This window comes from Streptomyces qaidamensis, from assembly GCF_001611795.1.
Taxonomy (GTDB): domain Bacteria; phylum Actinomycetota; class Actinomycetes; order Streptomycetales; family Streptomycetaceae; genus Streptomyces; species Streptomyces qaidamensis.
In genome coordinates this window covers 4802177-4825763 of record NZ_CP015098.1, presented here as the reverse complement: position 1 = coordinate 4825763, position 23587 = coordinate 4802177, and the positions used below count along the sequence as shown (strand labels likewise).

Annotated in this window: 24 protein-coding genes and 1 pseudogene; 10 read left to right on the top strand and 15 right to left on the bottom strand. The window is 71.2% G+C overall.

Features of this window, described 5'->3' with window-relative positions:
• Positions 1 to 26: 26 nt before the first annotated feature.
• A complete protein-coding gene (locus A4E84_RS21460) occupies positions 27 to 209 on the bottom strand; it encodes a hypothetical protein (RefSeq protein WP_062928146.1) in 183 nt (60 codons plus the stop codon).
• A gap of 204 nt (positions 210 to 413) precedes the next feature.
• Here A4E84_RS21460 and A4E84_RS21455 point away from each other — a divergent pair, with 204 nt between their 5' ends.
• The gene (locus A4E84_RS21455; RefSeq protein WP_062928145.1) at positions 414 to 1655 is read left to right on the top strand and encodes a PP2C family protein-serine/threonine phosphatase; all 1242 of its coding nucleotides are present in this window, start codon (positions 414 to 416) and stop codon (positions 1653 to 1655) included.
• Here A4E84_RS21455 and A4E84_RS21450 read toward each other — a convergent pair.
• The 5 genes from A4E84_RS21450 to A4E84_RS21435 form a co-directional block, all read right to left on the bottom strand.
• Positions 1634 to 2011, bottom strand: a complete 378-nt coding sequence (locus tag A4E84_RS21450; protein ID WP_062928144.1) for an STAS domain-containing protein — start codon at positions 2009 to 2011, stop codon at positions 1634 to 1636. The two genes, A4E84_RS21455 and A4E84_RS21450, sit on opposite strands and share 22 nt — an antisense overlap.
• A 317-nt stretch (positions 2012 to 2328) precedes the next feature.
• The gene (locus A4E84_RS40975) at positions 2329 to 2640 is read right to left on the bottom strand and encodes a hypothetical protein (protein ID WP_174569447.1); all 312 of its coding nucleotides are present in this window, start codon (positions 2638 to 2640) and stop codon (positions 2329 to 2331) included.
• A gap of 5 nt (positions 2641 to 2645) precedes the next feature.
• Complete coding sequence (locus tag A4E84_RS21445; RefSeq protein WP_062928143.1) at positions 2646 to 3242, bottom strand: DUF5994 family protein; 597 nt, start codon at positions 3240 to 3242, stop codon at positions 2646 to 2648.
• 475 nt (positions 3243 to 3717) lie between these two features.
• The gene (locus A4E84_RS21440; protein WP_062928142.1) at positions 3718 to 4827 is read right to left on the bottom strand and encodes an SPFH domain-containing protein; all 1110 of its coding nucleotides are present in this window, start codon (positions 4825 to 4827) and stop codon (positions 3718 to 3720) included.
• Positions 4828 to 4856: 29 nt separating this feature from the next.
• Positions 4857 to 5294 carry an NfeD family protein gene (locus A4E84_RS21435; protein ID WP_062928141.1) on the bottom strand — a complete coding sequence of 146 codons (438 nt, stop codon included), beginning with the start codon at positions 5292 to 5294 and terminating at the stop codon, positions 4857 to 4859.
• Positions 5295 to 5524: 230 nt separating this feature from the next.
• Here A4E84_RS21435 and A4E84_RS21430 point away from each other — a divergent pair, with 230 nt between their 5' ends.
• Complete coding sequence (locus A4E84_RS21430; protein ID WP_062928140.1) at positions 5525 to 7240, top strand: SpoIIE family protein phosphatase; 1716 nt, start codon at positions 5525 to 5527, stop codon at positions 7238 to 7240.
• Positions 7241 to 7274: 34 nt separating this feature from the next.
• On the opposite strand, the gene A4E84_RS21425 is transcribed toward A4E84_RS21430, so the two are convergent.
• The 3 genes from A4E84_RS21425 to A4E84_RS21415 form a co-directional block, all read right to left on the bottom strand.
• Positions 7275 to 7949, bottom strand: a complete 675-nt coding sequence (locus A4E84_RS21425) for a hypothetical protein (RefSeq protein ID WP_062928139.1) — start codon at positions 7947 to 7949, stop codon at positions 7275 to 7277.
• A 506-nt stretch (positions 7950 to 8455) separates the two neighbouring features.
• Positions 8456 to 9847, bottom strand: coding sequence for a phosphatase PAP2 family protein (locus A4E84_RS21420; RefSeq protein WP_079129049.1), 1392 nt, complete (start codon positions 9845 to 9847; stop codon positions 8456 to 8458).
• Between the two features lie 160 nt (positions 9848 to 10007).
• Positions 10008 to 10862, bottom strand: a complete 855-nt coding sequence (locus A4E84_RS21415) for a LysR family transcriptional regulator (RefSeq protein WP_062928138.1) — start codon at positions 10860 to 10862, stop codon at positions 10008 to 10010.
• A 113-nt stretch (positions 10863 to 10975) separates the two neighbouring features.
• Between A4E84_RS21415 and A4E84_RS21410 the strand changes: the two genes are divergently transcribed.
• The 8 genes from A4E84_RS21410 to A4E84_RS21375 all read left to right on the top strand — a co-directional run bounded on the left by A4E84_RS21410 (position 10976) and on the right by A4E84_RS21375 (position 18717).
• A complete protein-coding gene (locus tag A4E84_RS21410) occupies positions 10976 to 11701 on the top strand; it encodes an SDR family oxidoreductase (RefSeq protein WP_062928137.1) in 726 nt (241 codons plus the stop codon).
• Positions 11702 to 12393: 692 nt separating this feature from the next.
• Positions 12394 to 12597 (top strand): cold-shock protein, encoded by a 204-nt coding sequence (locus A4E84_RS21405; RefSeq protein ID WP_020119326.1) that lies wholly within the window; start codon positions 12394 to 12396, stop codon positions 12595 to 12597.
• 179 nt (positions 12598 to 12776) lie between these two features.
• On the top strand, positions 12777 to 14279 hold the full coding sequence (locus A4E84_RS21400) for a DEAD/DEAH box helicase (RefSeq protein ID WP_062928136.1): 1503 nt from the start codon (positions 12777 to 12779) through the stop codon (positions 14277 to 14279).
• 41 nt (positions 14280 to 14320) lie between these two features.
• Positions 14321 to 14554, top strand: coding sequence for a CBS domain-containing protein (locus tag A4E84_RS21395; RefSeq protein WP_062928135.1), 234 nt, complete (start codon positions 14321 to 14323; stop codon positions 14552 to 14554).
• A gap of 487 nt (positions 14555 to 15041) precedes the next feature.
• Positions 15042 to 15392, top strand: coding sequence for a MerR family transcriptional regulator (locus tag A4E84_RS21390; RefSeq protein WP_062928134.1), 351 nt, complete (start codon positions 15042 to 15044; stop codon positions 15390 to 15392).
• 235 nt (positions 15393 to 15627) lie between these two features.
• Entirely contained in the window at positions 15628 to 17691 is a 2064-nt protein-coding gene (locus A4E84_RS21385) for a discoidin domain-containing protein (RefSeq protein WP_062928133.1), read from the top strand.
• 19 nt (positions 17692 to 17710) lie between these two features.
• Positions 17711 to 18307 (top strand): TetR/AcrR family transcriptional regulator, encoded by a 597-nt coding sequence (locus A4E84_RS21380; RefSeq protein ID WP_062928132.1) that lies wholly within the window; start codon positions 17711 to 17713, stop codon positions 18305 to 18307.
• A gap of 122 nt (positions 18308 to 18429) precedes the next feature.
• The gene (locus A4E84_RS21375) at positions 18430 to 18717 is read left to right on the top strand and encodes a DUF4190 domain-containing protein (protein WP_062928131.1); all 288 of its coding nucleotides are present in this window, start codon (positions 18430 to 18432) and stop codon (positions 18715 to 18717) included.
• Here A4E84_RS21375 and A4E84_RS21370 read toward each other — a convergent pair.
• The 6 genes and pseudogenes from A4E84_RS21370 to A4E84_RS21350 form a co-directional block, all read right to left on the bottom strand.
• A complete protein-coding gene (locus A4E84_RS21370) occupies positions 18695 to 19267 on the bottom strand; it encodes a CGNR zinc finger domain-containing protein (protein ID WP_062928130.1) in 573 nt (190 codons plus the stop codon). The genes A4E84_RS21375 and A4E84_RS21370 overlap by 23 nt on opposite strands.
• Before the next feature lie 220 nt (positions 19268 to 19487).
• Positions 19488 to 19931: a hypothetical protein gene (locus tag A4E84_RS21365; RefSeq protein ID WP_062928129.1), complete on the bottom strand. Its 444-nt coding sequence runs from the start codon at positions 19929 to 19931 to the stop codon at positions 19488 to 19490.
• 170 nt (positions 19932 to 20101) lie between these two features.
• Positions 20102 to 21313, bottom strand: a complete 1212-nt coding sequence (locus A4E84_RS21360) for a cation:proton antiporter (protein ID WP_062928128.1) — start codon at positions 21311 to 21313, stop codon at positions 20102 to 20104.
• A gap of 518 nt (positions 21314 to 21831) precedes the next feature.
• A pseudogene (locus A4E84_RS44645) lies at positions 21832 to 21936 on the bottom strand (AraC family transcriptional regulator); the annotation flags it as partial.
• Between the two features lie 148 nt (positions 21937 to 22084).
• Positions 22085 to 22273, bottom strand: coding sequence for a hypothetical protein (locus A4E84_RS21355; protein ID WP_062928127.1), 189 nt, complete (start codon positions 22271 to 22273; stop codon positions 22085 to 22087).
• Between the two features lie 110 nt (positions 22274 to 22383).
• Entirely contained in the window at positions 22384 to 23586 is a 1203-nt protein-coding gene (locus A4E84_RS21350) for an acyl-CoA dehydrogenase family protein (protein WP_062928126.1), read from the bottom strand.
• Position 23587: the final 1 nt, after the last annotated feature.

Sequence of the window (23587 nt, the reverse complement as noted above, 5' to 3'; positions counted from 1 at the left end):
CCGGCCGTGCTCCGGTCCGGCCGGCCCTACCCTTCCCGCCTCAACGCCCTCCGGATGAGCAAGAAGGCCGCGACAGCGACCAGGGCGATCCCGATGATGATCAGCAGCGCCCCGAGGACGATCAGGACCGTTCCGACCAGCATCAGCATCGCCCCCATCAGGATCAATATCGTCCCGATGACGAGAAGAAACGCTGCGAGGACGGTCATGGCTTCCTCCTGCCCCCCACTCGACTCTGACTCCTCCTCGTCCGCTTTGTAAACAATTCAGGATGAAATGGTGCAATAAGGCCTACGATGGCGGATGGTCACCCTTCTGCCCAAGCCGTGCGCGGCGAGGGGCGCTTGGGACGACATGCCGCCCTTGGCGCGATCGGCTCGCCATCACCCCGGGACGAAGGGAATCGAGCAGTGATGACGGACGGTGGGCGGCAGCCGGGCAGGGTCGGGGTGGACCGGTCGGAGGGGTTCGGCGAACGACTGCTGGGTGTGCTGCTGGACCGTGCCCACGAGATGCCGCCGGACTTGATCGCCCCACTCGTCGCGGAAGAGGTCGCCAGGGTCGGGGGGCGGGAGGTCTCCATCCTCCTGCAGGACTACGAACAGGTGCTGTTGGTGCCGCTGCCGGGCCGGCGGCTGAAGGTCGGCGGCCCCGAGCCGGTCGAGGACTCCCCCGCGGGCGAGGCGTTCCTGAGCCTCAGAACGGTGGAGGCGCCTCAGGGCGGCAGCGTGCGGATCTACCTGCCGTTGCTGGACGGCAGTGACCAGATCGGGGTCATGGCCGTCACCCTGGACAACGTCGACGACGACGACCGGCGGCTGCTGCGGAGACTCGCCGCTCTGGTCGCGGACATGATCGTCACCAAGGACGCCTACACCGACCAGTTCTTCCAGGCCCGCCGCAGCGCTCCGATGAGCGTGGCCGCGGAGATCCAGTGGTCGTTGCTGCCCCCGCTGTCGATGACCGTTCCGCAGGTCGAGGTGGCCGGCATCCTGGAGCCCGCCTACGACGTGGCCGGCGACAGCTTCGACTACGCCCTCAACGGCGACATCCTTCACGTGGCCATGCTCGACGCGATGGGCCATGGGCTGGACGCGGCGACCATGGCGACGGTGGCCGTCGGCGCCTACCGCCACACGCGACGGGCCCACACCGACCTGTCCCGGGTGTACGCGTTCATGGACCGGGCCATCAACGACCAGTTCGGCCCCGACCACTTCGTCACCGCACAGATGATGGTCCTGGACATCACCACAGGCCGGCTGCAGTGGGTCAACGCCGGCCACCCGGCTCCGTTCCTGATCCGTGACCGCGCCGTGGTGGACCGGCTGGAGAGCCCCACCACGCTGCCCGTCGGCTTCGGCGGCGAGGAGCCGGTGGTCAGCGAGCGGATGCTGCAACCCGGCGACCGGTTGCTGTGCTTCACCGACGGTCTGATCGAGGAGCACCAGGCCGACGGGCAGCAGTTCGGTGAGGAGCAGCTCATCGAGTGGACCAACCGGATCCTCCGCGACCGCACCGAGGTACGGGCGGTGGTGCGGGCGCTGTCGCACGCTCTGAAACACGAACGGGGCGGCACCACGACCGACGACGCCACCATCTTCCTCGTCGAGTGGCGGGGCGGCGGCGCCGATCACCTCACCGCCCTAGATTGAGCCTCTTCGGGAGATCGACGTGAGGGCGCTGCGCGGGTGGGGAGCTCGTGGACCAGGAACCCGGAGCCGGTGATCTCGATGATGCGGGCCATGATCGGCGGCGGATGGTGCAGCCGGAGGATCGTGCCGGCTTCCGTGGCGAGCCCCGATGCCGTGAGGAAGACGTTGAGTCCGCTGGCGTCGCAGAAGGTGACTCCCGTGAGATCGACGTCCGTGATGCCCATGCCGTCGTTCAGGCACTCGGCCAGCGCGGCCTGTACGAGCGGGGCGGTGGCCAGGTCGATCTCCCCCGAAAGGCTGATCAGCGAGCGGGCTGTGTGGTCGCGCCGGTGGACGTTCAGCCGTGGAAGGGGCATGGCTCCTCGGTTCGGAGTGCCCGTCGGCGAGCCGCGTGGCCGGACCGGGTCCTGCCCTCGCGGCGTGCCGCCGATACGGGAGTGTGCGGGGTGGCGGGCGGAGGGCCGTTCCACAAGCCCGGGTCGGCGGGCATCGTGGTGGACCGGCCGTCCGGGGATGCGCCACGAACCGGACAAGGTCCGCGCCCGACGGGCATCGTGTCCTGGAGGGGGTTGGCTGCCCCGGTCTGCGGAAACCGGACGCGGGTGGGCCCCCGGCCTGTCGTGTGCGCGGCTGCGGCCGGGGTCCCGGATTGCGGGTGGTGCTGTCGGTGCGGTCAGTTCCGCCCGTCGGGTGACGGGCCGGGCGAGCCTGCCGGAAGGCTGGGGCTCGCTCCTTCACGGGCGCGTGGGCGGAGTCGCCCGCGTACGCCGGGCCCGGGCCGGTCGGGGCGGCCGGTGCCGCTCGTCGCCGCCCTGCCGCGGGCCCTGCGTCGAGCCGACGGAGCCGGTCCCGCGACAGGCATCCCGGTGCGGCCGTAACGGACGCCGGTCATGCGGTCGCCGTGCTGCGAGTTCAGCAGGCGGATGAGGAGCGCCCCGACCCCGATCAGTCCCAGGATCACGGCCACGGTCACGAAGGTCTCCACCGTCCTCACCTTCCCCTCGGTTGCTGCGGCACCGTGCCGGTCATGGCCGGCGCCCGCGGAGGTGCGGCCGAGTCGCGGGACTCGTGTCCTCCTTCGAAGTCCCAGACCGCTTCCACGGCCCGGTCGGCGTCGCGCAGCGTCCGCAGGCGCTCCGCCTCCTCCATCAACCGGCTCGCGGTCGACATACCGCGCGGGTCACTCGCGGCGGCCATCAGCCAGGCGGCCGAGTCGGGAGCCGTCCGCGGCGGGACGACCAAGAGGTTCCAGCGGCCCACGTGGTAGGAGAGCAACAGAAGTTCGTGCGGGTCCTGCTCCTCCCGGAACCAGCCCACGTTCACCACGTGCCCGGGGACTGGCACCTTGCGCGGGATGACCGGCCACTGGGCGGGATTCACCGTGACCCGGGTGATCCGCCCCCACAGCGGATCCACTACGGCGGTCAGGGAGGGGAGTTCCGCCGCGAGATCGCGGGAGTGGGGCCACCAGGCGCCGTCCAGCAGAGCCGGCGCGGAGCCGGTGGGAGCCAGCGACAGTCGCAGAGGGAGCGAGGAGAGCCGGTCTACGGCTTCGGTCGTCGGCGGGTGGGAAATGGTCGCAGTCATGACGCGAACCCTGCCCCGGGCCGACCAGGGTCGGCCCGGAATATTCAATCGCCGAAAACGACACGGGCCTGAAAGCCGGTGCTCGAAATATCCTCGGTAAATCCAGCGTACTCCTCGAACAGGCCCGACGGACCGTACGGACAGCGGAGGAACCGTCCCATGCGCCCCTCCCGGAACCGTCGTCCCCGGGGCAACGATGGCGGGCTCGGGCGGTGAGGCCCCGTCGTCGAGGCTTTCGACGTCACCGACCTGCTCCACCGGCTGTCCGAGGGCACCTTCATGTGGTCGCGTGCGGCTGTCCGTGGTGCAGGTCGTGGTACCGGCCAGGAGGACAACGGGCTCGAAGCCGGGTCCGTGGGACTGGCCCTGGAGCGGTGTGCGACGGCTCATGACGCGTACCGGACGCGTACCGGACGCGTACCGGAGGCTGCGGGGAGGACTCGGTCCTCCCCGCAGCCGCAGCCCGATGGCGGATTCAGTCGCCGGACGGCCGCCCCAGGTGCGGCACCTGCGATGACTTCGCCGCCTCAGCCTCCGCCTTGGCGTCGTTCACCGCCGCGGCGGCCTGCTTCCCTGCCTCGTCGGCGGCCGCGGCGGCGTCCAGGGCGACCGTCGAGCCCGTGTCGAGTTGCGGGATCCGGGGCTCGTGCGAGGCCTCGGCTTCGTCGGCGCCGGCTGCTTCCTCGGCCCGCGCGGGGCGGGGAGGGTCTGCCGTCGACTCGTCGCCGAACGCCCGGGTGACGGTCCGGACCGCCTCGGTCAGCTCCCCCGGGATGACCCAGAAGGTGTTGTTGTCGCTCTTGGCCAAGTGCGGGAGCGTCTCCAGGTACTTGTAGGCCAGGATCTTGGGGTCGGCGTTGTTGCGGTGGACGGCCTGGAAGACCAGCTCCACCGCCTTGGCCTCGCCGTCCGCCCTCAGGATCATGGCCTGCTGTGTGCCCTGCGCCTCCAGGATGTCCTTCTGCTTGGTGCCTTCCGCGGTGAGGATCTTGGCTTGCCGCTCCCCTTCCGCGTGCAGGATGGCCGCCCGCTTGTCGCGCTCGGCCCGCATCTGCTTCTCCATCGCCTCCTTGATGGTGTGCGGTGGATCGATGGCCTTGATCTCGACACGGTTGACGCGGATGCCCCACTTGCCTGTGGCGTCGTCGAGGACGGCGCGCAGCCGGGAGTTGATCTCCTCGCGCGAGGTGAGCGTCTCCTCCAGGTCCATGCTGCCGATGACGTTGCGCAGCGTGGTCACGGTGAGCTGGTCGATCGCCTGGAGGTAGTCGGCGACCTCGTACGCCGCCGCCCGCGGGTCCGTGATCTGGTAGTAGAGCACCGTGTCGATGTTCACCACGAGGTTGTCCTCGGTGATCACCGGCCGGGGGTCGGACGAATAGACCTGCTCGCGCACGTCGAGTTTGGTGTTGATGCGGTCGGCCACCGGCAGGACCAGGTTCAGCCCTGGCTGCAGCGTCCGGCGGTACCGGCCGAACCGCTCGATGTTGTAGCGGCGGGCCTGCGGGACGATCCGCACGGTGGAGGCCACGAGGAAGACGATGACGAGTGCCGCCAGGAGAATGGGGATGACAACTGGATCCACAGTGCCTCCGTAGCTGTGCGTTCAGCCGTTCAGGGAAGGAGCTCGCGGGGGTAGACGATGGCGGTGGCCCCTTCGATCTCCATGACGTCCACCAGCGCTCCCACCGGGATCACATGGCTCTCGTCGAGGGCGCGGGCGGACCATTCCTCGCCGGCGAGTTTGACCAGGCCGCGGGTCGCGGTGACCTCCTGCACGACCTCGGCCCGCTTGCCGATCAGCGCGTCGCTGCCGTCGCGGATGAAGGGCTGCTGTGCCATGTGCCGCAGTGCGACGGGACGGACGAGGACGAGGCCCGCCGCTGCCGCTGCCCCCAGGGCCAGAAGCTGGCCGAGCAGGCCGACGCCCACACCGGCGACCACGGCGGCGACCAGTGCGGCGCCCGCCAGCAGCCCGAAGACCAGGGTCAGGGTGAAGAACTCCGCGGCACCCAGCGCCGCGGCAGCGAGCAGCCACAGGAACCACGGCATCGATTCGCCCTTCTTTTGGGGCTTTCTCTACCAAGTTACCGCCCGAAAGTCTGGACAGGACAGACACGGGCAGCAGGGGTTCCTGGTCGTCGGGTCACTGCCGGCACGGGAACAACACCACGCGACGTCGCCGATCCGCGCCGAGTGCGGGCAATATCGATCCACTGGTGTGTCGGTCCCCCGATGTGCCCGCGGGCTTCGGCGAGGGTTTGCCTGACGGAGGGGGCGGCGTGGTGAAGGGTGCGGGAGACGAGGGGAGCCGGCCGACGGCCGAGCCGGGTTTCTGGCAGCGGGTGGTCCGGCAGCTGGGCACGGCCCTGATCGTGGTGGATCCCGCCGGACGGATCCTCGCGGCCAACCCGGCAGCCGAGCGGCTGCTCGGCCGCGCCGGCCCGGAGATGCTCGGGGAGGACGCACACGACCTGCTGCACCGGGATGCGCACGGCGGCACGATCCCCCGGGAGCAGTGCACGCTGCTGCGAGCCGTGGCCGAGAGGGTCGAGGCGCGGGAGGAGGGCCACATCTGTCTGCGCGGGGACGGTCGCCTGATCGCGACCTCCTGGTCCGCTTCTCCCCTGAGGGGCGACGGCGCCTTCCTGGGCATGGCCGTGCTGTTGACCGACGCCGCCGGCGACCGCAGCGCGCGTCGGGAGCGTGCGGCCTACACACGTGCTCTGGAGGACCTCACCGAGCGGCTGACGCTGGTCGCGGACATCACCGACGTGCTCGGTCAGACTCTGGAGACCGATGAGGCCCTCGCCCGGCTGGGCCGCCTGCTGGTCCCCCGCCTCGCCGACTGGGCGGCGGTGGACCTCCGGGTCGGTTCCGGCCAGGTCCACCGTGTGGCGGTGACGGGCCCCGAGGGCCGGGACGCCGCACAGGAGGACTGGCGCGAGCGACTTCCCGAGGCCGGGGAGGAGGTCCGCTCCCCTCTGGTTCAGGTGCTGAACGGCGGTGATCCCGTCCTGCAGCGCGTGGCGGACGTGGCCGCACCGGCCGCCTCCGCCCTGGCCGCCGTCCACAGCGGCTTTCTGCGGGCCGCCCGTGCGACGTCCGCGGTCACGGTGCCGCTGAGCTCCGGGCGGCAGGTCACCGGCGCCCTGACACTGGTGCGCACGGACCCGGCGCACCCCTTCGACACCGACGATCTGACCGTCGTGAGCGACATCGGCCGCCGGGTCGGGCTGGTCATCGACAACGCCCGCCGCTTCGGCCGCCAGCGCGCCGTCGCCGAGGCCATGCAGCGCAACCTGCTCGCCCCGCTGCCCCAGCCCGGCCGCCTGCGGCTGGCCGCCCGCTACCAGCCCGCCCCGGCCGGCTCGCAGGTGGGCGGCGACTGGTACGACGCGTTCGAGCGGAAGGACGGCACGCTCGCGCTGGTCATCGGTGATGTCGTGGGTCACGACCTGACCGCGGCGGCCGGAATGGCTCAACTGCACGGCATCCTGCGCTCGCTGGCCTGGGACCACACCGGCCCGCCCGGTGCCGTCGTCGACCGCCTCGACGACGCCATGCCCGCCATCACCACCGTCCCCATGGCCACCCTCGTCCTCGCCCTGCTCGAAGGTGACCCGCACACCGGTCCCTGGACGCTGCGGTGGACCAGCGCGGGGCACCCGCCGCCCCTCCTGCTGACCCCGGACGGACAGGCGCAGTACCTCGAGACGGGACAGGGACTCCTCCTCGGCGCCCCTCCGGGCACCGGCGTCGGGCGGCCGAGCGCCGCGCAGGTCCTTCCGCCGGGTTCCACCCTGCTGCTCTACACCGACGGTCTGATCGAGATCCCCGGCAGCGACCTGGACACCGGCCTCGCCCGGCTGCGCCGCCACGCCCTCGCTCTCGCCCACGAACCGCTGGACACGCTGTGCGACCAGTTGCCCGCCCGGATGCCACCCGGCAGCACCGACGACGTGGCCCTCCTCGCCCTGCGTCTGCCGTCGCCGTGAGAGCGGTGACCGCGGTGCGGCGGGACGCCGGGGGTCAGGTGTGGAGGACCAGGACGCGGAACGGGCCGAGCGGCGCCGTCCGCGGTGTGTCGCCTTCGACGTACCGCCACCCCCAGGACCGCAGGGCCTCGACGGTTCTGTGGTCGGAGCGCTTCACCAGCGTGACGGCGACGTCGGCGCCGTGGTCGGTGAGCAGCCGTTTCTGCAGGCGCCGGGCGAGGTTCCAGGCACGGTCCTGGTTCTGCCTGCGCACCCGGGACGGAACGTGGATCCCGGAGATCACGAAGAGGCGTCCGGAGGCGGCGAGCCGGAGCAGCCGCCCCGGAAGGTATCCGTCGAAGCCCTCCCACCAGGGGCCGTCCCCGCGTACGGGGAAACCGTGGGCGCATCCGGTCAGCGCGGTGGTCTCCGCGATCAGCAGCTCGAATCCCGGTCGCCGTACGTCGGCCGCAAGCCGCCGCAGGAAGTCGCCGCGGGCTTGGTTCCACGCCCAGGGGCCGCCACCGGACGTCTCCGCGAACAGATCGCCCAGTTCCTGGAGGTGATCCTCGATCTGACGCCGGGTCAGCGGACGGACGCGTTGCCCTTCCCGGGGCGAGGAGCCCCGCTCAGGCCTCGGGCCGGGCTTCCGCGTCGCGGGCGGGTGCGAACCGACGGGACGCCCGAGGAGTTCTGTGGTCGTCGGCGCAACCGGCACGTTCACGGTCATGAGGCAAGCCCTGCTTCGGGCACGGGCGGGCCCGGCCCGGCGTCGTCGGTCGCCGAGAGCGGCACCGGTGTCGGAGTCGGCGCTCGACACCCTCGGTGTCTTCAACCGTACTCCCGCGCTTCCCGACAGTCGGGGACGCACGGGAGTACGGCGGAGGTACCGAGGGCATGTCGCACACCGGCTCCCGCGCTGGTCTCGTCCTCGGCGAGACACTTCGCCGGAAGCCTCGCGCAGCGCAGGATCTTCCGGAGACAGGTCAGCACGATGGCCCCGGCCCTCGATACCTTGCCCGCCGCCGACACGTGGCCGGAGCCCGACCCGCGCAGAGCCGTACTGCAACTCTTCACCACCGGCACGAAGGCACCACCACCACGAGCCCGAGGGACTGCGGCCCCGCATCTCCCGAGCATGACCGCCGCGCTCGGCGACCGCGTCTGACACGCAGCTGCTCGGCGCACTTCCGGGCCCGCCGTCCCGTCGCTCCCGGCGAAGCGGCGGGCGGGAGATCAGTGCGGCTCCGGGGAGCGGGCGGGCGCGGAGGCGGTGCCTTCGCCCGCTCCGGTCGCGGCGTCGTCCGGCACTGCCTCCGCCACCGGGGTCCGGGGTGCAGGCAACCGTGGGGAGGGCTTCGGGGTGGTGCGTACGTAGCCGTAGATCACCGAGGTCATGGCCAGGATGAGCAGGGGCCCGGACACCTCCGGATATTCGGCCATCTCCGTCGGCAGATAGCGGTACGACACCAGGAGCGCGGTGAAGACCGTGGTGCCGTAGGCGACCAGCAGGACGCCCGGCCGGTCCCAGCCGCGGTCGAGGGAGCGCAGGGCCGCCTCGATGGTGAGGGCGAACACCACACCGGCGATGAGGTCCACGCCGTAGTGGTAGCCGAACCCCAGGGTCGCGGCGAGGGTGACGACCAGCCAGAACGTGCCGGCGAACCGCAGCGCCCGCGGTGCCCTGCGGGTGTGGACGAAGATCGCGACGGACCACGCGGTGTGCAGGCTGGGCATGCAGTTGCGAGGGGTGATCCCGTCGTACGTCATCGGCTGCGGGGTGGTGACCGGCAGCGGGGTGTGCGGCCACAGGTTGGCCGCCGCCCACTGCACGCCGCCGGTTCCGGAGGCGCCCGGGCCGTAGGCGAAGACCGGGCCGACCACCGGGAAGAGCATGTAGACGGCCGGTCCGACGAGGCCGATCACCAGGAACGTGCGCACCAGGTGGTGGCGGGGGAAGCGGCGCTCGACCGTGACGTTGCGCAGCTGGTAGAAGGCGACGACGACCGCGGCCACCGCGAGCTGGCCGTAGACCAGTTGGAGGAGATGGCTGCTGTAGGGGTCGGTGGCCTCGACGATCCGGCCGGCCGGCCAGGAGGGGTTGCCCAGCGCGTGGTCGGCGGTCGCCACGTACTGGTCGAGTACGGTCGGGCGGGTCTTCGCCGTGATGAACAGCCAGGTGTCGCCGGTCTTGCGGGCGGCGACCAGCAGCAGGCCCAGTCCGACGCCCTTCAGCAGCAGGAGGCGGTCAGGGCCGGTGCGGCGGGTGACGGCGATGACCGCGGTGCCCAGCATCACCCACAACGCGCCCGTGCCGAATACGTGACCCTCCGTCATGTCGGCGTCCGCCGCCCACCGCACCGGCAGGAGGACGGCGTCGATGCCGAGCGCGGCGCCGGCCGCGATGAACCGCTGTCGCCAGGTGAGCACGACCATCATCAGCCCCAGACCGCCGTACAGCGGCCCCGGCTTGGGGGCGAGGACCAGGCCCTTCACCTGGTTGGTGATCGGCCCCGGTTCGCCGTAGCGGCGTGCGGCGATCTCCAGCGCGATGAGGAATCCGAGCGTGACCACGCCCGCCGTGCCCCACAGCAGCACTCTTCGGCGCCCCGCACCCCACGAACTCATGTCGCCTATTCGCGAAAACACCCGCGATGCTCTGGCTTTCAATCTTTTGGCCGATTCTTCCGAATGGCTGGGCAGATGGAGAGCGATGGAGGGACCATCGCGAGTTCGAACATGCTATCGGAGGGTGCCGGTCCTGACCGGCGGAGGCGGCTCCACCCGCTCACGAGCTCACCCGTATCGCGGTGCGGACCAGGTCCGCGACCGCCCGGGACCGGCTGTGGGGTGGCCAGGCGATCACCGTGGTGACCGTCGGCGCGTCCGGCACCGGCACGGCGGCCAGCCCGTCGCGCAGTTGGGTCCGGCAGGACTCCGGCGCGATCCAGCAGGCGCGGCCGAGGGCGATCAGCTGGAGGAGCTGGGCGTGGTCGCGGGCCCGGGGGCCGGGGCCGGCCGGGTAGGTGCCGTCGGGGCCGGGCCAGCGGGGCATCGGCAGGTCGGGGAGGCCGGTGACGTCGGCCGTACGGAGATGGGGCCGGCCGGCGAGGGGGTGACCGGCCGGGAGGATCGCGACCTGCCCCTCCCTGCAGAGTTCTTCGGTGTCGAGACCGGACGTGGTGTCGAACGGCAGGTGCAGCAGCGCCACGTCGGCCCGGCCGTCGCGCAGCATCGGTCCCTGCTCGCCCATGCCGCACAGGAGCAGCTCGACGCCGGCCGCGTCGGGTTCGGCGGCGTGGGCGTCGAGCAGTTTCGCCAGCAGCTCGCTGGACGCGCCGGCCTTCGTGACGAGCACCACGCCGGCCTGGCCGGACGGGGCGTGGGCCGCGCGGCGGGTGCGGCGTTCGGCGGCCTCGACCGCTTCGAGCGCCGCCCGGGCCTCCCTCAGGAGCACCGCTCCGGCCTCCGTCAGGGTGACCGCGCGGCTGCTGCGTTCCAGCAGGACCGCCTTCAGGCGCCGTTCGAGCCGGCCGATCGCCCGCGACAGCGGGGGCTGCGCGATCCCGAGCCGCTGGGCGGCCCTGCCGAAGTGAAGCTCCTCGGCGACGGCGACGAAGTACCGCAACTCCCTTGTCTCCACGCCGTGATGCTACTGCTCCAGGCTGCTCCGAGCTGGGCCGATACCGGTGCGGTATCGCCGCCCACCCGATCGGTGTTGGCCCGCCGACCCCGGGCGCGGACACGATCGGCGGCATGAGCGAACAGACGATCGCGCTGGTGACCGGCGCGAACAAGGGCATCGGATACGAGATCGCGGCGGGCCTGGGCGCCCTCGGCTGGAGGGGCGGGGTCGGCGCCCGGGACCGGGAGCGGCGCGAGACGGCCGTGGCGAAACTGCGGGCGGCCGGTGCCGACGCGTTCGGCGTACCGCTCGACGTGACCGACGACGTGAGTGTGGGCGCGGCCGCCGCACTGGTCGAGGAGGGCGCCGGGCGTCTCGACGTGCTGGTCAACAACGCCGGGATCACCGGCAGTGTGCCGCAGATGCCCACCGAGGTGGACCCGGCGACGGTACGGACGGTCGTGGAGACCAACGTGATCGGCGTCATCCGCGTCACCAACGCGATGCTGCCGCTGCTGCGCCGCTCGTCGTCGCCGCGGATCGTGAACATGTCCAGCGGCGTGGGCTCACTGACCCGGCAGACCACTCCCGGCAGCGACACGGGCCCGATCGCCGCCGCCTACACGCCGTCCAAGACCTTCCTCAACGCCGTCACCGTCCAGTACGCCAAGGAGCTCCGGGACACGGGCATCCTCATCAACGCCGCGTGCCCCGGCTACTGCGCGACCGACCTCAACGGGTTCCGCGGGGTCCGCACCCCGGAGCAGGGCGCGGCGGTCGCGATCCGGCTCGCGACGCTGCCCGACGACGGCCCGAGCGGCCGGTTCTTCGACGACGAGGGCGAGGTGCCGTGGTAGACCCGCCAGGGGCCGCGGGCCGGTTCAGCTGAAGGGGACGGCGTCCGTCGCGGAGGTGTGCCGGTTGGTGACGACCGGCTCGTCGACCGTGATGGTGCCGACCTTCAGGGAGACCGGGTCGGTGTCGTCGTCACCGACGGCGACGATGATGCTGTCCAGCTCCTTGCCGCCGTCGCCGGTGTCGGCGCCCGAGCCGGCCCCGTCCTCGCTTCCCTGGCCCGCCGCGCCGGAGCTCCGGCCTGGTCCCAGCCCAGCCCTGGCACGCGGTCATCAGCAGCACGAGGGCGATGGAGACGAGGAAGGCCTCTGTGCACGTAGCTGCGACCCGGCGGGGCTGAACGGGTGATGTGAGCTTCGTCGCGGCAGCGGCGTGCCGGTGCCATCGCCACCGTGCCGCGCATCGGCGGAGGTCACAGGGCCGGCGCGCGGGGGTGCGGCAGGAAGAGCCGCACCCCCGGAGGGCAATATCTGTGCCCGCAAAATGAGAAATAGAAGCGGGGCCCGCCGAATATTCCCCGATCGCCCGCCGAGGTGGATTTTCCGAGCCACACGGCGCCGATCGCCCCGTGCTACTGTCGATCTCAGTTGCAGGTGTGGTTGCCAGAAGGTTCATTTCCTACGGGGTAATCATCACGGCGACACGGAATTCACAGACGGTGAATTCCTGAAACCGCCTCCGAAGGAGAAACAAAATGGCTACTGGCACCGTGAAGTGGTTCAACTCGGAAAAGGGCTTCGGCTTCATCGAGCAGGACGGCGGCGGCGCTGACGTCTTCGCCCACTACTCGAACATCGCCGCCCAGGGCTTCCGCGAGCTGCTGGAAGGCCAGAAGGTGTCGTTCGACATCGCGCAGGGCCAGAAGGGCCCGACGGCCGAGAACATCGTGCCCGCCTGACATCGGCGCTCGCGCATATTCGCAGCTGGGGCCCGCACCTGAAGGGGTGCGGGCCCCAGCTCGCTGCTTTTCCCCGCCGGCCGGCCCGGCCGCAACGACTTCGGCTCGTCTCGAGATTCTCTGCGCCGCTCATCTGCTGCGGATTTTCCTTGCCACGCGCCCATCGAGGAAGGTCCCGCATGAAGCGTGCCCACACAACCCGTACCCGTGACCGTTTCTCAGGAGGCGACGGTGACGGCCGCCGCTCCGGCAGGCCGAGCTTCTCCGGTGGTGCGAGCCGCTCCAGGAGCTACGGAAGCCGCCCGGCCCTCCAGGGCGAGTTCGCCCTGCCGAAGACGATCACGCCTCCGCTGCCCGCCGTCGAGTCGTTCGCCGATCTCGACCTGCCCGCCCGGCTGTTGGCCACGCTCGGCCACGAAGGGGTGACCGCGCCGTTCCCGATCCAGGCGGCCACCCTGCCGAACACCCTGGCCGGTCGGGACGTACTCGGCCGTGGCCGCACCGGCTCGGGCAAGACCCTCGCCTTCGGCCTCGCCGTACTGGCCCGGACCGCCGGGCGGCGCGCCGAGCCGCGGCAGCCGCTCGCGCTCGTCCTCGTGCCCACCCGCGAGCTCGCCCAGCAGGTCACCGACGCGCTCACTCCGTACGCCCGTTCCGTGAGCCTGCGGCTCGCCACGGTCGTCGGCGGGATGTCCATCGGCAGGCAGGCCAGTGCGCTGCGCGGCGGAGCCGAGGTGGTCGTCGCCACGCCCGGGCGGCTCAAGGACCTCATCGACCGGGGTGACTGCCGGCTGGACGGCGTGACCATCACGGTCCTCGACGAGGCCGACCAGATGGCCGACATGGGCTTCATGCCGCAGGTCACCACCCTGCTCGACCAGGTTCAGCCCGGCGGTCAGCGGATGCTGTTCTCGGCCACCCTGGACCGCAACGTCGACCGGCTGGTCCGCACCTACCTGCACGACCCGGTGGTCCACTCCGTCGACCCGTCCGCGGGCGCGGTCACCACGATGGAGCACCACGTCCTCCACGTGCACGACGCGGACAAGCACCGGACCACCACCGAGATCGCGGCGCGGGACGGCCGGGTGATCATGTTCCTCGACACCAAGCACGCGGTGGACTCGCTGACCCAGCACCTGCTGAAGAGCGGTGTCCGCGCCGCGGCCCTGCACGGCGGCAAGTCACAGCCCCAGCGGACCCGGACCCTGGCCCAGTTCAAGAGCGGCCACGTGACGGTCCTGGTGGCGACCAACGTCGCAGCGCGCGGCATCCACGTCGACAACCTCGACCTCGTCGTCAACGTGGACCCGCCCAGTGACCACAAGGACTACCTGCACCGCGGCGGCCGTACGGCGCGGGCCGGCGAGTCCGGCAGCGTGGTCACCCTGGTGACCCCGGGCCAGCGTCGCGGCATGAGCCGGCTGATGACGTCGGCGGGCATCACCCCCCGGATCGCCCAGGTGCGGTCCGGAGAGGCGGAGCTGAGCCGCATCACGGGTGCCCAGGCCCCTTCCGGTGTCCCGGTCGTCGTGACCGCCCCGCGCGCGGAACGCCCCCGCGGCGCCTCCGCCCCGTCCCGGGGCCGGCGGGGCCGCCGTCCCACCGGCCAGGGCCGTCCCGCCGGCGAGGCGGCACGCCCGAGGGCGCAACGGCGGACCGGCTTCGGCCCTGCCGCGTAGCGCCCCGCGCCCACCCGCCCCCCACCTGGCAGGAGACACCCATGACGCCGGTTCTGACGCAGCACCCCGCCAAGGCCCATGCGCCGCACATCCGTGACGACATGACGGTCGAGGTGGCGTTGTCCCTCATGGCCGGTGCCCGGGTCGATCACCTCGTCCTCTGCGACGGGGACGACCAGAGCACGGGCGTGATCACCCTCGCCCGGCTCACCGTTCTCCGGGACGCCCCCACCTACACGGACCGGGTCCGCCTCCGGGACGTCCCGGTGGGCTGAAGCGCGGGCGGGTGACCGCCGCCATAGACCAGTGAGGGCCCTGCCGACGCGCGTCGGCAGGGCCCTCACTGCTGTGCCCGGGTCCTGTGTCTGCGCCCGGGTCCTGCGTCCATGATCGGATGCAGCCGAATGCCTGCGCCTGGCGGAACGCAAAATCTGTCTTTGTCGGAGTAGACATTGGGCGCTCGCCGCGGTTAACCTTCTTCTCGTAGACATGGTCAGAGGAGAACCGAGGAAGGACGGAGGAGCAGACGCCATCAGGATCGCCCGGCCGGGAAGCTCTCGGTCCGGGTACCGCAAGACCCCGGATTGGATGGTGGTCCCCGGTCACGCAGCCGCGATCCCCGCACCCCTCCCGCCAGCGGGCCGGGTAGCGGAAACAGAAGGTCGGCGCAGCATGAGGGCCGACAGATGGTGTTGAATTTCCTTCGGGGCCCTGGTGCCGTACGGCGCCAGGGCCCCTCGACGCGTTGCACTACGAGGTGACATGGCAGCTGATACTCCGCTCAGCGATCGTCTGGACGACGACGACTACCCCGCCTACACGATGGGCCGGGCCGCCGAGATGCTCGGCACCACCCCTGGCTTCCTGCGTGCCATCGGGGAGGCCCGTCTGATCACTCCGCTGCGCTCGGAGGGCGGACACCGCCGGTACTCCCGCTACCAGCTGCGGATCGCCGCGCGCGCCCGCGAGCTCGTCGACCGGGGAACCCCGATCGAGGCCGCCTGCCGGATCGTGATCCTGGAGGACCAGCTGGAGGAAGCCCAGCGCATCAACGCGGAGTACCGCCGCGCCGCGCAGGACGCGTCCGGTGTTCCCGATCGCGGTCCGAGCTGATCGGCTGAACGCCCGCGGGTCCCGTCACCCGCCCTATGAGACCCCAGGTCGGCGACCTGGGGTTTGCTGCTGCCCCGGCCGGTTCGGGGCCCGGCCCGGGGGAACCGGCCTCCCCGCCCATCAGGTCAGCCGTCCCGGACCCTTGACTCATCAAGCGGCAGTGGCGATTCTCGTCGCACACTTTGCGAGGTCATGACAACACGACCGAGCGACCCGCCGACCGAGGACGTGGGCTGTGACCAGTTCCGGACGCCCGTACCACCGACGCAAGAACCTCACCGTTGTGTCGCTCCTCCTGCTCGTGCTGTCGATCGCGCTCGGGCCCACTCCGAGTGCGGCGGCCGGGACCGACTGGTGGGAGCCGGCCGCACGGCCGGCGCCGGACTCCCGGATCAACGTCACGGGCGAACCCTTCACCGGCACGAACGCCGAGGGCGAGGTGCGCGGCTTCGTCGACGCACACGACCACATCTTCTCCAACGAGGCCTTCGGCGGCCGACTGATCTGCGGAAAGCCGTTCTCCGAGCAGGGCGTGGCCGACGCGCTCAAGGACTGCCCCGAGCACTACCCCGACGGCTCGCTCGCGATCTTCGACTTCATCACCAACGGCGGCGACGGCAAGCACGACCCGGACGGCTGGCCCACCTTCAAGGACTGGCCCGCGCACGACTCGCTGACCCACCAGCAGAACTACTACGCCTGGATCGAGCGGGCCTGGCGCGGCGGCCAGCGGGTGCTCGTCAACGACCTCGTCACCAACGGCGTGATCTGCTCGGTGTACTTCTTCAAGGACCGCTCCTGCGACGAGATGACGTCCATCCGGCTCCAGGCCAAGCTGACGTACGACATGCAGGCCTTCGTCGACAAGATGTACGGCGGACCCGGCAAGGGCTGGTTCCGGGTCGTCACCGACAGCGCGCAGGCCCGCGAGGTCATCGAGCAGGGCAAGCTGGCCGTCGTCATGGGCGTCGAGACCTCCGAGCCGTTCGGCTGCAAGCAGGTCCTCGACATCGCGCAGTGCAGCAAGGCGGACATCGACAAGGGGCTCGACGAACTGCACGCGCTGGGCGTGCGCAGCATGTTCCTGTGCCACAAGTTCGACAACGCCCTGTGCGGGGTGCGGTTCGACTCGGGCACGCTCGGGACGGCCATCAACGTCGGGCAGTTCCTGTCGACCGGCACCTACTGGAAGACCGAGACGTGCAAGGGCCCGCAGCACGACAACCCCATCGGCAACACGGCGGCACCGGCGGCCGAGAAGAAGCTCCCGGCGGGTGAGGAGGTTCCCTCGTACAGCGCCGACGCGCAGTGCAACGTGCGGGGCCTCACCGACCTCGGCGAGTACGCCGTCCGCGGCATGATGAAGCGCGGCATGATGCTGGAGATCGACCACATGAGCGTCAAGGCCACCGGCCGGGTGCTCGACATCTTCGAGGCCGAGTCCTACCCGGGCGTGCTGTCCTCGCACAGCTGGATGGACATGGACTGGACCGAGCGGGTCTACGGCCTCGGCGGCTTCATCGCCCAGTACATGCACGGCTCCGAGGGCTTCGTCGCGGAGGCGGAGCGCACCGAGGCGCTGCGCGACAAGTACGGCGTGGGGTACGGCTACGGCACCGACATGAACGGCGTCGGCGGCTGGCCGGGACCGCGCGGGGCGGACGCTCCGAACAAGGTCACGTACCCGTTCAAGAGCGTCGACGGCGGCTCGGTCATCGACCGGCAGACCACCGGCGAGCGCACCTGGGACCTGAACACCGACGGCGCCGCCCACTACGGTCTCGTCCCGGACTGGATCGAGGACATCCGCCGGGTCGGCGGCCAGGACACGGTCGACGACCTGTTCCGGGGCGCCGAGTCCTACCTCGACACCTGGGCGGCCTCGGAGAACCACGAGGCAGGGGTCAACCTGGCGGCCGGTTCCGCCGCGTCGGCCAGTTCCTCGGAGTGGAGCCTGTTCACGAGCTACAAGCCGCACCGGGCCGTCGACGGCGACCGCGGCACCCGCTGGGCCAGCGACTGGAGCGACGACCAGTGGCTGCAGGTCGACCTCGGCTCCGCGCGGACCGTGGGGCGGGTCACCCTCGACTGGGAGCGCGCGTACGCGAAGTCGTACCGGATCGAGCTCTCCGCGGACGGCACGACCTGGCGGACCGCATGGTCCACGACCGCCGGTGACGGCGGTCTGGACACCGCGCGCTTCCCCGGCACAGCGGCCAGGTACGTCCGCGTCCACGGCCTGGAACGCGGTACCGGCTGGGGCTACTCCCTGACCGAGGTCGGCGTCCACGGCCGCTGACACCCACGAGAGGGGCTCCATGGCACGGTTGCCGTCCGCCGAGCGGCGGCGACAGCTCACCGAGGCGGCGATCCGGGTGATGGCCCGGGACGGCGTCCCCAGGACGACGACCCGGTCCATCGCCGCGGAAGCGGGCGTCTCGCTGAGCGTCTTCCACTACTGCTTCGACTCCAAGCAGCAGCTGGTCGAGTCCGTCATCACCACCATCACCGGGCACTACGTGACGGTGGTGAAGGAGGCCATCCGGCCCCGAGCCACCCTGGAGGAGACCGTCCGGGCCGGCTTCCAGGCGTACTGGGACCACGTCCGCGCCCACCCCGACGAGCACATGCTCACCTACGAGCTCACGCAGTACGCACTGCGCAGCCCCGGTTTCGAACACCTGGCACGCCGTCAGTACGAGCTGTACGCCGAGGCGTACACCGAGCTCATCGACCAGCTGCGCGGGACCATGGGGCTGCGCCTGCGCGTGCCGGTCCCCGTGCTGGCCCGTTATCTGGCGGCCATGACCGACGGCCTGACGCTCAACTACCTCGTGCTCGGCGACGACACGGCCTGGACGGCCATCCTCGACACGGTCATCGCGCACGTCGCCGGGCTGGTGGAGGAGAACTGACCGGGGTCTCCCCCGAATTGGGTGTCATGGGAACGCCTCAGAGGGGCATTCGAACAAAACAAGTCGAAAGTGAGGAGAGTGCGGCCCGTTCGGTCCGTGCCATCGACAACTGGGAGTTTTCCATGGCGAGTTACGGCGGTTCCTCTGCCGCGTCCTCCGGTTCGCGCACCAACGGCCTGGCGATCGCGAGCCTGTGCTGCGGCATCATCGGCCTGTTCTTCCTCAACATCGTGCTCGGTCCGCTGGCCATCGTCTTCGGTGCCGTCGCCCGTCGGCAGGCGTCGGTGAAGAACGGCGCGGGGATGGCGAAGGCCGGCATCATCCTCGGCGTCGTCGACGTGGTCCTGTGGCTCGTGCTCCTGGCCATAGCCAGCAGCAACGGCGGCTTCAGCTGGTACGTCGGCGGCTAGCGTCCGTCGCGGTCTTCTTGCGGGCGCGGTACGCGGCGGCCTTGATCTTGTTGCCGCAGGAGTCCATCCCGCACCACTGGCGCCGCATGCCGCGCGAGCGGTCGATGTAGGTGCGGGTGCACTCCGGGTTGTCGCACTCCTTGAGCAGGGGCACGTCCGGGCCGCTCAGGAGCTCGACGGCGTGCCGCGCCACCAGGGAGAGGGCCTCGTCCGGCGTCGCCTGCGTCCAGCGCCCCGACGGGGTGAGCTGGGGCACGGCGGGCGGCGTCCGGGCGGCGTTGTTCACGACGGTCAGCGCCGCCCCGTCGTACTCCTCCCCGAGCCGGCGGGCGGTGACCAGCCGGTAGACGGCCTCCCGCACGGCCTTCGCCCGCTCGACATCGGCCTCCTGGCCCGGGGAGACCGCGTCGACCAGGCCGGACTCCACGTACCAGGCGTTCAGCCGGTCCGGCGTCACGAACATCTCGAAGCGCACCGAGCGGCGGGCCCGGAGCGTGGCGGCGAAGTCGAGCGCCGGGTTTCCGCAGACGAAGACGTGGTCGAGGTTCACGTCACCATTCTGACCAGTGACCATTTCCGCGGCAAGCCGCAGAGGTGATCGGCGTCGACGACCGCCTGCGCGAAGGCCGCCGGGGCCTCCTGGGCACGTGGCGAGAGGCGAACCGAACACAGTTTCGTCACCGCTTGAACCAGCGACTCCGGTACCGGCGGCCCCGCCGCCGATGACGAGTGGCCGCCCGTCCGCACCCCCGCCGGTTGCCGGCCCGGCGTCAGGATTCACAACGTCCGTCGTCCGCCGCCGGGTCGGTTCGGGCCCGTCCGGGAACCAGGCGGCGGTAGGCGGCGCGGGCGTGGACGAGGCGGGCCAGGCCCGTGCCGACGAGGGCGGCGGTGAGCAGGCAGGCGAGCCACGTGGTGTCGCGGTGGCCGGCCCAGGTGAGGACGCCCGCGGGCGGTATGGCGAAGCCGTTGAGGAACAGCCAGCACAGGAGTGCCGTGCCGGGGGCGGCTGTGAAGCGGGCGCACAGACCCAGCAGGGCGGCCAGCAAGGACACTGCGGTCAGGGCCAGTTCGGGCCGTTCCGGCCCCACCACGGTGTTGAGGAGCGCCACCAGCACCAGTGCCCCGACGCCGGCTCCCGCCCAGACCAGCGGCGTGGCCACGGGCTGGGGGACGGGCCTGGCTCCGGTGCCCAAGGGCTTCCACTCGATCATGCTGGCGCTTCCTCCCGGTCCACCTGGACGGAATTCACCCTCGGCCTCCCCTGCCGGTTCCCGGGGTGCTCGTCAGGGTCCCACCAAGGCCCTCTCCGGGAACAGCCGATCCGGACAGCCGCCAGGGGCGAACCAGGGCTTCCGGCCGGGCACACCGGCCTCTTCCCGGATCAACCGTGGGCGGTGGCCGTCTCCTTGGGGGAGTCGGTGGCCGGTGGGGCCGGGCGGGGGCGGCGGTGGGTGGCGCGGCGGGCCAGGGGTTCGGTCCAGCGGGCCGCCAGGGGGCCGAGGATGACCAGGATCAGGACGTAGGCGGTGGCCAGCGGGCCGACGCGGGGTTCGGCGCCGACCGCGAGACCGGCGATGACGATGGAGAACTCGCCGCGTGCGACCAGCGTGCCGCCCGCGCGCCAGCGGCCCTTGGGCGAGATCCCGGCCCGGCGGGAGGCCCAGTAGCCGGTGGCGATCTTCGTCAGGGTGGTGACGGCGGCCAGGGCGAGCGCGGGCAGCAGTACGGGCGGGATGGCGGCCGGGTCGGTGTGCAGTCCGAAGAAGACGAAGAACACCGCGGCGAACAGGTCCCGCAGCGGGGTGAGGAGGCTGCTGGCACCCTCGGCGACCTCGCCGGACAGGGCGATGCCGACGAGGAACGCGCCGACGGCCGCGGAGACGTGCAGCTGCTGCGCGAGCCCGGCGACGAGCAGGGTCAGACCGAGGACGGCCAGCAGGAGCATCTCGGCGTTGTCCGAGGACACGGCGCGGCTGACCAGGCGGCCGTGCCGCAGCGCCACGTAGAGGACGGCCCCCACGGTGCCCAGCGAGATCAGCAGGGTGACCGCGCCGCCCGCGAGACCCGCCCCGGCCAGCAGGGCGGTGAGGATCGGCAGGTAGACCGCCATGGCCAGGTCCTCCAGGACCAGCACACCGAGGATGACCGGCGTCTCGCGGTTGCCGAGCCGGCGCAGATCACCGAGCACCTTCGCGATGACCCCGGACGAGGAGATCCAGGTGATCCCGGCCAGGGCGACGGCGGCGACCGGCCCCCAGCCCAGCAGGAACGCCATGGCCGCTCCCGGGGCGGCGTTGAGGACGAAGTCCACGGCCCCGGAGGGGTATTGGGTCTTCAGTGTGGTGACGAGTTCGGAGGCGCTGTACTCCAGGCCGAGCAGGAGCAGCAGGAGTATGACGCCTATCTCGGCGCCGGTGGCGACGAACTCCTCACTGGCCCGCAGCGGCAGGATCCCGCCCTGGCCGAAGGCGAGTCCGGCCAGCAGGTACAGGGGTATGGGCGAGAAGCCCACGCGTCCGGCGAAGCGTCCCAGGAGCCCCAGGGCGAGGATGATCGCCCCGAGTTCGATGAGCATGGCGGTGGTGTCGTGCACGGGCGTCTGACCTCCGTTGATCGGGTCTGCGGCGTCTGTGCCGGCGGGCGTGAGCCCTTGGGTACGGCTCGAATTGAGCGGTGGAACGGTGCGTGAGCCCGTGTCGGGGCGACGGGCCGGACACGCGGTGCCGCGGCGTGCTCCGATTCGGCCGTCAGCGGCGCAACACGCGTGACGCGCCCCCGCCCCGGGACATCAGGCGACAGGCGTGAGGTGTCAGGCGACAGGCGTCGACCGTCACGCCTCAGGCCACGCGTCGCGCGTCAGAAAGAGAGGAGACCGCTCACGCGGAGCGGTCGGTATCAGGGACGCCGTCACGGGCGGCGTTGTGGACGCGGACAGGCACCACTCGCCCCATGCCACGCCCCCTCACGCCGGCCCGGAAAGCCGGGCGGCCACTGTCGACGAACCGAGCGGCCGGCGCGACTGTGCACGGCGCCGCTCAACCGAGCGTAAGAGCTCGGTAAAGAATCCTAGCGCACGCCAACATTCAGTGGTCGCAGGGAAGTTCAGAAGCGCTACGCGCCCGTGGCCCGCCGCACGACGCGCGGGGACGCGCCGGGTTCCTTGCGGCAGGTCTTGTTGAACGCCTGGAGGTCGGGGGTCCCGACCGTCGCCGCGACGGGTGTGGTGGGGGCGGCGGGCGCCGGGGTGGTCCAGCGGAAGGCAGAGCCCGGATGCGCTTCGACCCGGCACGGCTCTTCGCCGCCGAAGTCGACGCACTGGCGGGCCCGCCGCCCGCCTGGATGTGCTGTTCGGGCATACGAGGGCTCAGCGCTTCTGCGCCCGGCAGCGCTTCATCAGCGCGGTGATCCGCGCCTGGTCCGCCCGGCCGTTGAGCTCGGTCAGCAGGTCGTCGGGGCACAACTCGTAGAGGTCGCCCCACCAGCGGCGCCCCCGGTTGTCCCGGATGCGGTAGCCGCCGGGCACACCCCTGGCCACGTAGCGTCTCCTGCTCACCGCCCCGACCGTACGGGGCCCGGGGCCGGGCGGCCACGCAATAGGCCCCCCGGCAGAACGAAACCCCGGGTGGAGACCCGGGGTTGGTTCGTTCCGCCGTGTGCCGGAGGTCAGACGAAGGCGCTCTCACCGGTGATCGACTTGCCGACGATCAGGGTGTTCATCTCGCGGGTGCCCTCGAAGGAGTAGATGGCCTCGGCGTCGGCGAAGAAGCGGGCGATGTCGTGCTCCAGGAGGATGCCGTTGCCGCCGAAGATCTCACGGCTCCAGGCCACGACCTCCCGCATCCGGGAGGTGACGAACGCCTTGGCCAGGGAGGAGTGTTCGTCGCGGAAGATGCCGGCGTCCTGCAGCCGGGCGAGCTGCACCATCATGCCCCAGGAGGCGGTGATGTTGCCGAGGCTCTTGACCAGCAGGTCCTGCACCAGTTGGAAACCGCCGATCGGGCGGCCGAACTGGCGGCGCTCCCGGGCGTAGTCCAGGGCCAGTTCGTAGGCGCCGACCATGACACCGAGCGCCTGCCAGGCCACTCCCGCGCGGGTCGCGCGCAGGATCTCGGCGACGTCGCGGAAGGAGTTGATGTTCTGCAGGCGGTCGGCCTCCGGCACCCGGACGTCGGTCAGGGTGATCTCGGCGTTCTCCACGATGCGGAAGGCGATCTTGCCCTCGATCTTCACCGGGTCGAAGCCGGGCGTGCCCTTCCCGACGACGAAGCCCTTGACGTGGTTGTCGTCGACGTCCCGCGCCCACACCACGACGTGGTCGGCGAAGGTGGCGTTGCCGATCCACTTCTTGGCGCCGTTCAGGACCCAGGTGTCGCCCTCGCGCTTGGCGGTGGTGCGCATGCCGCCCGCGACGTCGGAGCCGCCGAGCGGCTCGGTCATGGCGAACGCGCCGATCTTGTCCATGGCGGCCATCGCCGGGAGCCAGCGGTCGCGCTGCTCCTGGTCGCCGCCGGAGTGGATGGAGTACATGGCAAGGCCGTTGTGGACGCCGAAGAAGGTGGACACCGAGGCGTCGGTGCGGGCCATCTCCATGGCCATCGTGCCGCTGAGCAGGTTGCTGACGGCGGGCCGGTGCTCGCCGTAACCCTCGTAGGGCAGGCCGGCGAGGCCGCTGTCGCGGAAGAGGGTGATGAGCTCCTTCGGGAACTTGTCCTCGGCCCAGTTCTCGTTCACCAGCGGCTTGACCTCGTCACGCATGAGGGCGCGCGTCTTGAGGAGGAGCTTGCGCTCGTCGTCCGGCAGCAGGGCCTCGTAGGCGTAGAAGTCGGCGGTCAGCTGGTCCTGAAGCGGTTCCACGGTGGTGGTCATC